This is a genomic window from Rhodococcus quanlei, assembly GCF_055231015.1.
This window is the reverse complement of sequence record NZ_JBUYWD010000010.1, coordinates 135,407-148,293: the sequence shown is the minus strand read 5'-3', so window position 1 is coordinate 148,293 and position 12,887 is coordinate 135,407. Positions and strand designations below refer to the sequence as shown.

8 protein-coding genes are annotated in these 12,887 nt (G+C 64.4%); 7 read left to right on the top strand and 1 reads right to left on the bottom strand.

Annotation, left to right across the window (positions count from 1 at the left end):
- Positions 1–19: 19 nt before the first annotated feature.
- The gene (gene truB, locus ACZI8Q_RS08230; protein ID WP_463373021.1) at positions 20–934 is read left to right on the top strand and encodes a tRNA pseudouridine(55) synthase TruB; all 915 of its coding nucleotides are present in this window, start codon (positions 20–22) and stop codon (positions 932–934) included.
- A gap of 99 nt (positions 935–1,033) precedes the next feature.
- Here truB and ACZI8Q_RS08225 read toward each other — a convergent pair whose 3' ends face one another.
- Positions 1,034–1,786 carry a metal-dependent transcriptional regulator gene (locus ACZI8Q_RS08225; RefSeq protein ID WP_463373020.1) on the bottom strand — a complete coding sequence of 251 codons (753 nt, stop codon included), beginning with the start codon at positions 1,784–1,786 and terminating at the stop codon, positions 1,034–1,036.
- A 164-nt stretch (positions 1,787–1,950) separates the two neighbouring features.
- Here ACZI8Q_RS08225 and ACZI8Q_RS08220 point away from each other — a divergent pair, with 164 nt between their 5' ends.
- The 6 genes from ACZI8Q_RS08220 (at position 1,951) to narH (ending at position 12,887) form a co-directional block, all read left to right on the top strand.
- On the top strand, positions 1,951–2,925 hold the full coding sequence (locus tag ACZI8Q_RS08220) for a bifunctional riboflavin kinase/FAD synthetase (protein ID WP_463373019.1): 975 nt from the start codon (positions 1,951–1,953) through the stop codon (positions 2,923–2,925).
- Between the two features lie 109 nt (positions 2,926–3,034).
- Positions 3,035–3,304 carry a 30S ribosomal protein S15 gene (gene rpsO, locus ACZI8Q_RS08215; RefSeq protein ID WP_463373018.1) on the top strand — a complete coding sequence of 90 codons (270 nt, stop codon included), beginning with the start codon at positions 3,035–3,037 and terminating at the stop codon, positions 3,302–3,304.
- Between the two features lie 449 nt (positions 3,305–3,753).
- Positions 3,754–6,066, top strand: a complete 2,313-nt coding sequence (locus ACZI8Q_RS08210) for a polyribonucleotide nucleotidyltransferase (protein WP_463373017.1) — start codon at positions 3,754–3,756, stop codon at positions 6,064–6,066.
- A 153-nt stretch (positions 6,067–6,219) separates the two neighbouring features.
- Positions 6,220–7,440 carry a nitrate/nitrite transporter gene (locus ACZI8Q_RS08205; RefSeq protein WP_463373016.1) on the top strand — a complete coding sequence of 407 codons (1,221 nt, stop codon included), beginning with the start codon at positions 6,220–6,222 and terminating at the stop codon, positions 7,438–7,440.
- Between the two features lie 49 nt (positions 7,441–7,489).
- Positions 7,490–11,188: a nitrate reductase subunit alpha gene (locus ACZI8Q_RS08200; RefSeq protein WP_463373015.1), complete on the top strand. Its 3,699-nt coding sequence runs from the start codon at positions 7,490–7,492 to the stop codon at positions 11,186–11,188.
- Positions 11,189–11,213: 25 nt separating this feature from the next.
- Positions 11,214–12,887, top strand: coding sequence for a nitrate reductase subunit beta (gene narH / locus ACZI8Q_RS08195; protein ID WP_463373014.1), 1,674 nt, complete (start codon positions 11,214–11,216; stop codon positions 12,885–12,887).

Genomic DNA, 12,887 nt, shown 5'->3' with positions numbered 1-12,887 from the left:
CCTGGCAGAATCGGCAGATGTGCCTGCTCGTGAAAAGCCCTCGTCCGGACTGGTCGGCGCCGGTCTCCTGGTAGTGGACAAAGATGCCGGGATCACCAGCCACGATGTCGTCGCCAGGTGTCGAAAGCTCCTGGGCACCCGCAAGGTGGGACACGCCGGCACGCTGGATCCGATGGCGACCGGTGTCCTGGTACTCGGTGTCGAACGCGCCACCAAGATGCTCGGTCTGCTCGCGCTGACCACGAAGGCATATACCGCCACCATTCGGTTGGGCGCTTCCACCACCACGGACGATGCCGAGGGCGACGCGGTCGACACCGCCGACGCCTCGCACATCACCGACGACGAGATCACGGCCGAAGTACGACAGTTGACCGGCGACATTTCGCAGGTTCCCTCGAGTGTGAGTGCCATCAAGGTGGACGGACGGCGCGCACATGCCCTCATCCGTGCCGGTGAGGAAGTGGAACTGGCTCCCAGGTCCGTTCACGTCGAGCGATTCGCGGTTCTCGAGCGTCGGACGGTAGACCGGTACGTCGATCTGGACGTGACGGTCGATTGCTCGTCCGGAACCTATGTGCGTGCTCTTGCACGTGATCTGGGGCGGGCTCTCGGTGTGGGGGGCCACCTGACGGCGCTGCGCCGCACCAGGGTGGGGCCGTTCACGTTGGAGCACGCGCGAACCCTCGACGAACTGACCGAACGGCCGGGTGTGAGTCTCGACATCGACGAAGCTGCGCGAACCGCGTTTCCGCACCGGCACATCGACGCCGACGAGGCCGAGTCCATCAGCCAGGGGCGCTGGCTGACGACGATCGGCATGAAGGGTGTGTACGCGGCTATCGACCCGAGCGGGCACACCATCGCGTTGCTTCAGGAACGAGGCCGTCGCGCAAGCTCGGTCATGGTCGTGCGGCCCGCAACTCTGCGTTAGATGGTCGCGCGCTTCGCGGCGCTTCTGCGTTAGGTGGTCGCGCGCTTCGCGGCGCTTCTGCGTTAGGTGGTCGCGCGCTTCGCGGCGCTCTTGTGCCGCTCAGACGAGCCAGATGGCTTCCGCGGCAGGATTTCCCAACTCGACGGGATCGGGCTCTGGGATGCCGGATGCGTCGGCGCTCGGTGCATCAGTGCTCGCACTCAGGCGAACCGAGACGGTGCCCGCGAAATCGCGCCGTTCGAGAACCGTGACCGACACGTCCAGCGCCACACCCACGGAGTCGAAGTAACGCAGCATTTCTGGATCGGAGTCGGAGATCCGTGCGATTCGGCCACACTCACCGTTGGCGAAATCGCTCAACTGGCGGGCCGGTGGGGTCGGAATCGAGCCGTCGACCGTGGGAATCGGGTCACCGTGCGGGTCTCGCTCCGGGTACCCGAGTTTGGCGTCCATCCGCTCGACCATCAGATCGGATACGGCATGTTCGAGGATTTCGGCTTCGTCGTGCACCTCGTCCCAGCCGTAGCCCAGTTCGTTGACCAGGTACGTCTCGATGAGGCGATGACGTCGCACCATGCCTATGGCAGCCACGCGGCCGGCGTCGGTCAGGGCGATGGAGCCGTAGCGCGCGTGGTCGACCATTCCCTGGTCGGACAGCTTGCGGATCGCCTCGGATACGGTCGACGCGGATACCCCGATACGCTCGGCCAGCAACTTCGTCGACACGCGTTCGTGTGACCATTCCTGCACGGTCCAGATGACCTTCAGATAGTCCTGTGCAACCGAGGACAGCGATGCGGGATCGGCCGCCTCGTCGATGGTTGTCTTCTGGCCCTTTTTGTTGCCTGCCACGGTGTCGAGCTTAGGCAAACCGCACGAACGACACACAACGAGACACAGGCAGACACGTGTGTGAGTGCTCTCACCAGCGCATCGTCTGACTTGTGAGAACAGGCGGATCGCCGATTGTCCCACCGAAGATGAAGATCGGGGCTCGGGGCCGTAGGCTGCCAGGCGTGCTGAGATGGCGTGGTCTCGACGAGGTTCCGGCCGATTGGGGTCGTTGTGTACTCACGATCGGCGTATTCGACGGCGTGCACCGAGGGCACGCCCAGCTGATCGAGCGTGCGGTGCAGGCTGCCCGCAAACGGGGAGTCAAGAGTGTCCTCATGACATTCGATCCGCACCCGATGGAGGTGGTGCGCCCCGGCAGTCATCCTGCGCAACTGACGACGCTGGCCAGACGTGCCGAACTTGCGGAGGAACTCGGTATCGACGTCTTCTGCGTCATGCCGTTCACCGCAGAGTTCATGAAGCTCACCCCCGAGCGGTATGCGCACGAGATCCTCGTCGAACGGTTGCATGTCACCGAGGTGGTGGTCGGGGAGAACTTCACCTTCGGCAAGAAGGCCGCAGGCGATGTGGGCATGCTGCGAGAGATGGGTGAGCGTTTCGGGTTCTCGGTCGATGGCGTGACGCTGCTCGCCGAGCACGCGGTCACCTTCTCGTCCACGTACATTCGATCCTGCGTCGATGCCGGTGACATGGCTGCCGCGACGGAGGCGTTGGGCCGTCCGCACCGTGTCGAAGGTGTCGTGGTGCACGGAGACGGACGTGGTCGACAACTCGGGTACCCCACTGCGAACGTTGCACCCCCGATGTTCTCTGCCATCCCGGCAGACGGGGTGTACGCGGCTTGGTTCACCGTCCTCGGGCACGGCTCGGATCTGGGTACGGTCGTGCCGGGTGAGCGGTACATGGCGGCCGTGTCGGTGGGCACCAACCCGACCTTCTCCGGGCGGACCAGAACCGTGGAGGCGTTCGTACTGGATCGGGAAGCGGATCTGTACGGGCAGCACGTCGCCGTCGACCTCGTCGCACGTTTGCGTGGCATGGAGAAGTTCGAGTCGATCGACGAACTGGTCGTCGCCATGGGCCATGATGCAGACAACGCGCGCGAGGCCCTGGCTGCGTCCGAGGCTGCCCGGTAAATCGTTCACATTTCGCCTGATAGACTGCTCGTTTGGTGTGGGCTGCGGTTCGCGGTGGCCACACCGAGTTCGGCCCATTGCACGCGAACGTCATCACAGGAGTGAACAAGTGGCACTGACCACCGAAGAGAAGAAGCAGGTTCTGAGCGAGTACGGCCTGCACGAGACCGACACCGGTTCGCCGGAGGCGCAGGTGGCGATGCTCACCAAGCGCATCGTCGGACTCACCGAGCACCTCAAGACGCACAAGCACGACCACCACTCCCGCCGCGGCCTCCTGCTGCTGGTTGGACGACGTCGTCGTCTGCTCAAGTATGTTCAGAAGGTCGACATCGCGCGCTACCGTTCGCTCATCGAGCGCCTCGGTCTGCGTCGCTGACCTGGGGACGTCGGTCGGCCCGATCGACCGCGCTGCCCGTTCTGTGAAGTGCCCGTTCACCATTCGGTGAGCGGGCACTTCGCGTTCGACGGCGCCGGTGGCACGGTGGCGATGACGGCGCGATGTGCATTGCGCGATTGCGTGGTCGCATACTCGTGCGGTGGTACTGTTCACAAGGGTTCACGTACGAGGGTTTGCATACGGAATCTGCAGGCTGGGCCCGATTGGTTGCACGCCTGCTCGCGATGCAGGAACCGAGCCATATCAGCTGGTCGGTCTTCGGTAGTGGTTGCCGGAAGGCAGCGAGTCGCATCAGAATCGCATCCGCGGGTGCCGATTCCGATCGCTGTCCGGCAGCTTCGATCGATGGCCGTCGCCGCGGGTGAGGTTCGGAAAACCTGCCGTCTCGTGTGCCCCATGAACAAAGACGACGAAGAGAAAAGACGAAGATGACAGAAAATTCAGCAGTAGAGGTCGACGAAGGCGTTTTCGAGTCGACTGCCGTGATCGACAACGGGAGCTTCGGCACCCGCACCATCCGATTCGAGACGGGCCGCCTCGCGCAGCAGGCCGCCGGATCCGTTGTCGCCTACCTCGACGACGAGACCATGCTTCTTTCCGCAACCAGCGCGGGCAAGCACCCCAAGGACAACTTCGACTTCTTTCCCCTCACGGTGGACGTCGAGGAGCGCATGTACGCCGCGGGTCGTATCCCCGGGTCGTTCTTCCGTCGTGAGGGCCGTCCCTCCACCGACGCCATCCTCACCTGCCGCCTGATCGACCGGCCGCTGCGTCCGTCGTTCGTCGACGGACTGCGCAACGAGATCCAGGTCGTCGTCACGGTGATGAGCCTGAACCCGCAGGACCTGTACGACGTGGTTGCGATCAATGCCGCTTCCGCTTCGACACAGATCGCGGGCCTTCCGTTCTCCGGACCCGTCGGTGGTGTGCGTGTCGCACTCATTACTGGTGGGGCGAACGGAGCGACGGGAGATGTCTCCGAGGAGAACAAGAAGGGGCAGTGGGTCGCCTTCCCGACTGTCGAGCAGCTCGAGAACGCCGTGTTCGACATGGTTGTCGCCGGCCGTATCGTGTCGGGCTCCGGAGACGATGCGGACGTCGCGATCATGATGGTCGAGGCGGAAGCCACCGACAACGTGATCTCTCTGATCGACGGCGGTGCCCAGGCGCCGACCGAGGCCATCGTCGCCGAGGGACTCGAGGCCGCCAAGCCGGCCATCGCTCGCCTGTGCACCGCGCAGCAGCAGCTCGCCGAGAAGGCAGCGAAGCCCACCGGTGACTTCCCGTTGTTCCCGGCCTACGAGGACGACGTCTTCTCTGCAGTCGAGGCTGCTGCGTCGGAGAAGCTCAGCGCAGCGTTGACCATTGCGGGCAAGCAGGAGCGCGACGAGAAGACCGACGAGGTCAAGGTCGAGGTGCTCGAGCAGGTCGCCCCGGGCTTCGAGGGGCGTGAGAAGGAGATCGGCGCGGCGTTCCGGTCGCTGACCAAGAAGCTGGTTCGTCAGCGAATTCTGCGCGATCAGTTCCGTATCGACGGCCGTGGCATCACGGACATTCGTTCGCTGTCCGCCGAGGTCGCGGTCATCCCGCGTGCGCACGGTTCTGCGCTGTTCGAGCGTGGCGAGACTCAGATACTCGGTGTCACCACCCTCGACATGGTCAAGATGGCGCAGCAGGTCGACTCGCTCGGTCCCGAGACCAGCAAGCGCTACATGCACCACTACAACTTCCCGCCGTACTCGACCGGTGAGACCGGCCGTGTCGGTTCGCCCAAGCGCCGCGAGATCGGCCACGGCGCCCTGGCGGAGCGTGCCCTGGTGCCGGTGCTCCCGAGCGTCGAGGAGTTCCCGTACGCCATCCGTCAGGTCTCGGAGGCACTCGGCTCCAACGGCTCGACGTCGATGGGTTCGGTCTGTGCCTCGACCTTGGGCATGCTCAACGCCGGTGTTCCGCTGAAGGCTCCGGTCGCCGGCATCGCCATGGGTCTCGTGTCCGACGAGGTCGACGGCGAAACTCGTTACGTGGCACTGACCGACATCCTGGGTGCCGAGGATGCGTTCGGTGACATGGACTTCAAGGTTGCCGGCACCAAGGACTTCGTCACGGCACTGCAGCTCGACACCAAGCTCGACGGCATCCCGTCCAAGGTGCTCGCGGGCGCGTTGTCGCAGGCCAAGGATGCTCGCGCCACGATCCTCGAGGTCATGGCCGAGGCCATCGACGCCCCGGACGAGATGAGCCCGTTTGCGCCGCGCATCACCACCATCAAGGTCCCCATGGACAAGATCGGTGAGGTCATCGGGCCCAAGGGCAAGATGATCAACTCGATCACCGAGGAGACCGGCGCCAACATCTCGATCGAGGATGACGGCACGGTGTTCGTCGGTGCTGCGGACGGCCCGTCCGCTCAGGCGGCGATCGACAAGATCAACGCCATCGCCAACCCGCAGTTGCCGAAGGTCGGGGAGCGGTTCCTGGGCACGGTCGTCAAGACCACTGCCTTCGGTGCGTTCGTTTCGCTGTTGCCGGGCCGTGACGGTCTGGTTCACATCAGCAAGCTGGGCAACGGCAAGCGCATCGCGAAGGTCGAAGATGTCGTCAGCGTCGGATCGAAGATCCGCGTCGAGATCGCCGACATCGACAACCGTGGCAAGATCTCGCTGGTCCCCGTCGACGAGAACAGCGACGACGAGAAGAAGGACGCCGCCGAGGCTCCGGCCGAAAAGGAAGCAGACGCCTAGTCCGCTTGGTTCGACTCGAGGTGCCCCCGATCGCAGCCGGTCGGGGGCACCTCGCGTTTCATTGCCGACGTCGACGCCTGCCTGCCGGAGTAGGCGAGTAGCGAAAGCGTGATTCGTCCTGCGCGGTCGAGCGAAGGGTGTTTTCCTTGAGGGGTGAATGCAGGAGTTCCTGTAACAGAAAAATCGGCCCAGGTTCGGAACTTGGTTCTGGCGACCTGGACCTCGACGATCTGTTTCTGGGCATGGAACATGATCGGGCCGATGTCGACCACGTACTCGGATCGTCTCCATCTGAGTAGTTCACAAGCATCGATGCTGGTCGCGACGCCTATTCTGGTGGGGTCGCTGGGCCGGATCGTGACGGGACCGCTTACCGATCGCTACGGCGGCCGGACACTGTTCATCTTCGTGTCGGTAGCGTCGATCGTCCCGGTGCTCGCCGTCGGGTTCTCTGCCGCAGCCGACTCGTACGTGATGCTGCTGGTGTCCGGGTTCGTGCTCGGTATCGCTGGTACCGTCTTCGCGATCGGTATTCCGTTCGCCAAATCCTGGTACGCGCCACACCGGCACGGCTTCGCCACCGGAATCTTCGGTGCGGGAATGGTCGGTACCGCGCTGTCGGCGTTCTTCACGCCGCGCTTCGTCGACTGGTTCGGATTGGTCTCCACTCATGTGATCATCGCGGTAGCGCTGGCCGCCACGGCGGGACTGTGCGTCGTGGCGATGTCGGAATCGCCTTCTTTCGTTCCGCACACCGAGCCGGTGCCGCCGAAACTGATCGCCGCCGCCAAACTTGGTGTGACGTGGGAGATGTCGTTTCTGTATGCGATCGTGTTCGGCGGCTTCGTGGCGTTCAGCAATTATCTGCCGACGTACATCGAGACCATCTACGACTTCTCCGCCGTCGACGCGGGCACCCGGACTGCCGCTTTCGCACTCGCTGCCGTGGTGGCCAGGCCTGTCGGCGGCGCGCTCTCCGACCGCATCGCGCCGAAATGGGTGGTGCTCTTCTCGCTCGCCGGAACGGCGCTGATGTCTGCCATCGCGGTCTTTCAACCTCCGCCGGATGTGTGGTCCGCCACCGACTTCATCTTGCTGGCCGTCTTCCTCGGCATCGGAACCGGTGGTGTGTTCGCGTGGGTGGCCCGCAGAGCGCCGACGGAATCGGTGGGATCGGTTACCGGCATCGTCGCTGCCGCGGGCGGGCTCGGCGGCTACTTCCCGCCGCTGGTGATGGGCGCGACCTACGACAGCGTCGACAACGACTACACGGTCGGACTGCTGCTGCTCGTCGCGACTGCGCTTGTCGGATTGCTGTACACGGCGTTCAGACTGCATGCGCGAGAACCCGACAAGGCAGGTGTACAAAGATGAGTACCACTTCTGATCGACATGTCAGCACCGTGGGTGTGGAGGAGGCGACGTGAGCGCCAGTGGATCGACCACCGGGGGACCGATCGAGGATGCGCTGGTGCGCAGCGGACGGTTCTTCACCCCAGGCCGGCCCTCGCCGGACGGCCGTACGGTGACGAGGAAGGGTGGCCGCGAGGGGGACATCTTCTACCGTGATCGCTGGAGCCACGACAAGGTGGTCCGTTCCACTCACGGTGTGAACTGCACGGGATCGTGCTCGTGGAAGATCTATGTCAAAGACGGCATCATCACCTGGGAGACGCAGGAGACGGACTATCCGTCCGTCGGTCCGGATCGTCCCGAGTACGAGCCGCGTGGGTGTCCCCGCGGTGCAGCCTTCTCCTGGTACACCTATTCGCCCACTCGGGTGCGTTATCCGTACGCCCGCGGCCTCCTTGTCGAGATGTACCGGGAGGCGAAGAACCGGTTGCGCGACCCGGTACTGGCGTGGGCCGATATTCAGAGCGACCCGGAGCGGCGGCGGAGATACCAGCGCGCTCGTGGCAAGGGTGGACTGGTCCGGGTGAGCTGGGACGAGGCCACCGAGATGATCGCGGCAGCGCACGTGCACACCATCAAGGAGTACGGTCCAGACCGGGTTGCCGGCTTCTCGCCGATCCCGGCGATGTCGATGGTCTCGCATGCGGCGGGCGCGCGCTTCGTGGAACTGCTCGGTGGTGTGATGACCTCGTTCTACGACTGGTATGCGGATCTACCGGTCGCTTCTCCGCAGGTGTTCGGCGATCAGACCGATGTGCCCGAGTCCGGTGACTGGTGGGACGCGTCGTATCTGATGATGTGGGGCTCGAACGTCCCGATCACCCGTACCCCGGACGCACATTGGATGACCGAGGTTCGGTACCGCGGATCCAAGGTGGTCTCCATCAGCCCCGACTACGCCGACAACACCAAGTTCGCGGACGAATGGATGCCGTGCGCGGCCGGCACCGACGGCGCGATGGCGATGGCGATGGGCCACGTCATCCTGAAGAACTACTTCATCGACAAGCGCGTGCCGTTCTTCGTGGACTTCGCGCAGAAGTTCACGGACCTACCGTTTCTGGTCAAGCTCGAGGAGCGGGACGGCGCCTACATCGCCGGCAAACACCTGATGGCCTCCGACCTGGGATCGGCAGACGAGGGCGCCGACCTGCAGCCGGTTCTGATCGATGGGCGCACCGGGGAGGCCGCCGTCCCGAACGGCTCGCTCGGTCACCGATACACCGACGCGGGCATGGGCAAGTGGAATCTGGACTTGGAGGGGATCGTTCCGCAGTTGACCGTCGCCGGCCCCGCACTCGACACCGACCCCGGACAGTCCGTCGAATTGCTCGTGACCGGTTTCGACAGCGTGGACGGCACGGCAGAGGTACTGCGTCGGGGCGTTCCGGTGCGCACGGTTGGCGGCCATCTGGTGTGCAGCATCTTCGACGTGCTCCTGGCGCAGTACGGCGTCGCGCGTCCGGGTTTGCCGGGCGTGTGGCCCACCGGGTTCGACGATCCCACCCAGCCGTACACACCTGCCTGGCAGGAAGCGATCACCGGGGTCGGTGCTGAGCAGGTGGTCCGCGTCGCACGGGAGATGGCCGACAATTCGGAAGAATCCGGTGGACGCACCATGATCATCATGGGCGCGGGAATCTGCCAGTGGTTCCACGGCGATGCCACCTACCGCGCGGTGCTGTCGCTGCTGCTGCTCACGGGGGCGATGGGCCGGAACGGTGGGGGCTGGGCGCACTACGTCGGCCAGGAGAAGGTTCGCCCGATCACCGGGTACACGACGCTGGCGATGGGATTGGACTGGAGCCGACCACCGCGCACCATGACCGGTACGTCGTACTGGTACGCCCACACCAATCAGTGGAGTTACGACGGCTATCGGGCCGACGCGCTGTCGACTCCGCTCGGGCGCGGCAGATTCCGGGGCAAGCACACGATGGACGTGCTCAGCGCCGCCACCGCGATGGGTTGGTCGCCGTTCTACCCCCAGTTCGACCGTTCCAGTCTCGACCTGGCAGACGAGGCCGACGAAGCGGGCGTCGAGCCGGCAACCTACGTTGCCGGGAAACTCGGCTCCGGCGAGCTGACGCTGTCTGTCACGGACCCCGACCATCCGCGGAACTGGCCACGGGTGCTGAGCGTGTGGCGCTCGAATCTGCTGGGATCGTCGAGCAAGGGCAACGAGTACTTTCTCCAGCATCTGCTGGGTACGTCGTCGAACCTGCGAGCCGAACGCACTCCCGAGGAACTGCGCCCGCAGACGGTGACTACTCGGGAGGAGGTTCCCGAAGGCAAGCTCGACATGGTGATGTCGATCGACTTCCGGATGACCTCGACCACTCTGCTCTCCGACGTCGTGCTGCCGGCCGCTACCTGGTACGAGAAGTCGGACTTGTCGAGCACCGACATGCACCCTTATGTGCACGCCTTCAGCCCGGCGATCGATCCGCCGTGGGAGTCCCGCTCGGACTACGAGGCGTTTTCGGCCATCGCGAAAGCGTTCAGCAGGATGGCCGCCACGCATCTGGGTGTCCGTAGGGACGTCGTGCTCGGCACTTTGCAACACGACACCCCCGGTGAGACGGCGTACCCGGGCGGTGTCGAGAACAACTGGCTCGAGACCGGCGCAACACCGGTGCCGGGTAAGACGATGGGCCCCATCGCGGTGGTCGAGCGCAACTACCCGGCGATTGCGGAAATGTGGGGCTCACTCGGTCCTCTGGTGGACACCCTCGGTATGACGACCAAGGCCGTCACGTATCACCCCGACGAAGAGGTCCGGCAGTTGGCGGAGCGTCACGGCGTGATGAGTCACGGCGTGGCGGCTGGCAGGCCTGCGCTGGACACCGACGTGAAGATGTGCGAGGCGGTGTTGCTGCTCTCGGGAACCACGAACGGACGGCTTGCGGTGCAGGGCTTCCGCCAGGTCGAGGAGCGCACCGGGCAGCGGATCGCGCACCTGGCGGCAGGGGAGGAGAACAAGCGCGTCACCTACGCGGACACGCAGTCACGCCCGGTGCCGGTGATCACCAGCCCCGAGTGGTCCGGTAGCGAGCACGGCGGCCGCCGGTATGCTCCGTTCACCCAGAACGTCGAGCACCTCAAGCCGTTCCACACGGTCACCGGAAGGATGCACTTCTTCCTCGATCACGATTGGCTCGAGGAGGTGGGTGAGCAGTTGCCGGTGTACCGGCCACCGCTGGACCTGCACAAGCTGTTCGGCGAACCGCGGGTCGGCGAGACCGGCGAGCTGGGTTTGGCGGTGCGCTACCTGACGCCGCACTCCAAGTGGTCGATTCACTCCGAGTACCAAGACAACCTGTTGATGCTCTCGCTCTCCCGCGGCGGACCGACGATGTGGATGAGCCCAGCGGACGCGGCCAAGATCGGCGTCGCCGACAACGACTGGATCGAGGCGGTCAACCGCAACGGTGTTCTGGTGTGTCGCGCAATCGTTTCGCACCGCATGCCCGAGGGTGTGGTGTTCGTCTATCACGTGCAGGAGAGGACGATCGATGTCCCACTCGCCGAGACCACGGGCACTCGCGGGGGTATCCACAATTCGCTGACGCGGGTGCTGGTGAAGCCCTCACATCTGGCGGGCGGGTATGCCCAGAACAGCTACGCCTTCAACTATCTCGGCCCCACCGGCAACCAGCGCGACGAGGTTACGATCGTCCGCCGCCGCTCCCAGGACGTGACGTACTGATGCACCCGAGCGAAGTGAGGCAAGCATGAAGGTAATGGCCCAGATGGCGATGGTGATGAACCTCGACAAGTGCATCGGATGTCACACGTGCTCGGTCACCTGTAAGCAGGCGTGGACGAACCGGGCCGGTGTCGAGTACGTGTGGTTCAACAATGTGGAGACCCGCCCCGGCCAGGGCTATCCGCGAACCTACGAGGACCAGGAGAAGTGGAAGGGCGGGTGGGTCCGAGACAAGAAAGGCAGGCTGCGTCTGCGGGCCGGCGGCAGGACGCGCAAACTCCTGTCGATCTTTTCGAATCCGAAGCTGCCCACTCTCGACGAGTACTACGAGCCGTGGAGTTACGACTACGAAAACCTGACCACCGCGCCGCTCGGCGAGCACATCCCGGTGGCCCGCCCCCGCAGCCTCATCAGTGGCAAGCCGATGAAGGTGACATGGTCCGCCAACTGGGACGACGACCTCGGAGGTAGCCCGGAGATCGTGCCCGGCGACCCGATCCTGAGCAAGGTGAGCGAGAAGGTCAAGCTGGAACTCGAAGAGACGTTCATGTTCTACCTGCCACGGATCTGCGAGCACTGCCTGAACCCGTCCTGTGTCGCCTCCTGTCCTTCCGGTGCGATCTACAAGCGCACCGAGGACGGCATCGTGCTCGTGGATCAGGACAAGTGTCGCGGCTGGCGGATGTGTGTGTCGGGGTGCCCGTACAAGAAGGTGTACTTCAATCACAAGACGGGCAAGGCGGAGAAATGTACCTTCTGCTATCCACGCGTCGAGGTCGGGCTGCCCACGGTGTGTGCGGAGACGTGCGTGGGTCGGTTGCGCTACATCGGATTGGTGCTCTATGACGCGGATGCGGTGCTCGCGGCTGCCTCGGTGGAGAACGAGCACGATCTCTATCAGGCGCACAAAGATGTCATCCTCGATCCGAACGATCCTGCGGTGATCGCTGGTGCGCGTGAGTCCGGGATCGCCGACGAGTGGTTGGCGGCCGCCCGTAGATCGCCCATCCACGCGTTGATCAAGACGTACGAGGTGGCGCTGCCTCTGCATCCGGAATACCGGACGATGCCGATGGTTTGGTACATCCCGCCGCTCTCGCCCGTGGTCGACGCGGTTGCGCGGGACGGGCACGACGCGGAGGACGTCGGAAACCTGTTCGGTGCCATCGACTCGCTCCGCATCCCCAAGGAGTACCTGGCGGAATTGTTCACTGCCGGTGATGTCGGGCCGATCGACGATGTGCTGCACAAGCTGGCCGCCATGCGCTCGTACATGCGTGACATCAACTTGGGACGCGAACCGCAAGAACACATTCCGCACGCCGTCGGCATGACCGAGGAACAGATGTACGAGATGTATCGAATCCTCGCGCTGGCCAAGTACGACGAGCGCTACGTGATTCCCACCGCCTACGCGGCGGACGGTCACAAGTTGGAGGAGACCGCCACCGAGTGCGCGTTGGACTTCGACGGTGGGCCCGGGATGTACGAGGGATCCGGGCCGTTCGGCGAGACCAGTGGAGGTCCGACTCCGGTTGCCGTCGAGACGTATCAAGCGTTGAAGCATCGCCAGACCAGTGACTCCTCGGTACGTCCGGGAGCTTCCCGTGTGAACTTGCTGAATTGGGATGGGCAGGGCGCACCGCCGGGAATCTTCCCCGAGCGTGTCCGTGACTCCGAGAAGGAGGCCGACGGGTGA

Coding starts and splice junctions, on each gene's coding strand:
- ACZI8Q_RS08210 (WP_463373017.1), top strand. CDS start 3,754: ATGACAGAAAATTCAGCAGTAGAGGTCGACGAAGGCGTTTTCGAGTCG.
- narH (WP_463373014.1), top strand. CDS start 11,214: ATGAAGGTAATGGCCCAGATGGCGATGGTGATGAACCTCGACAAGTGC.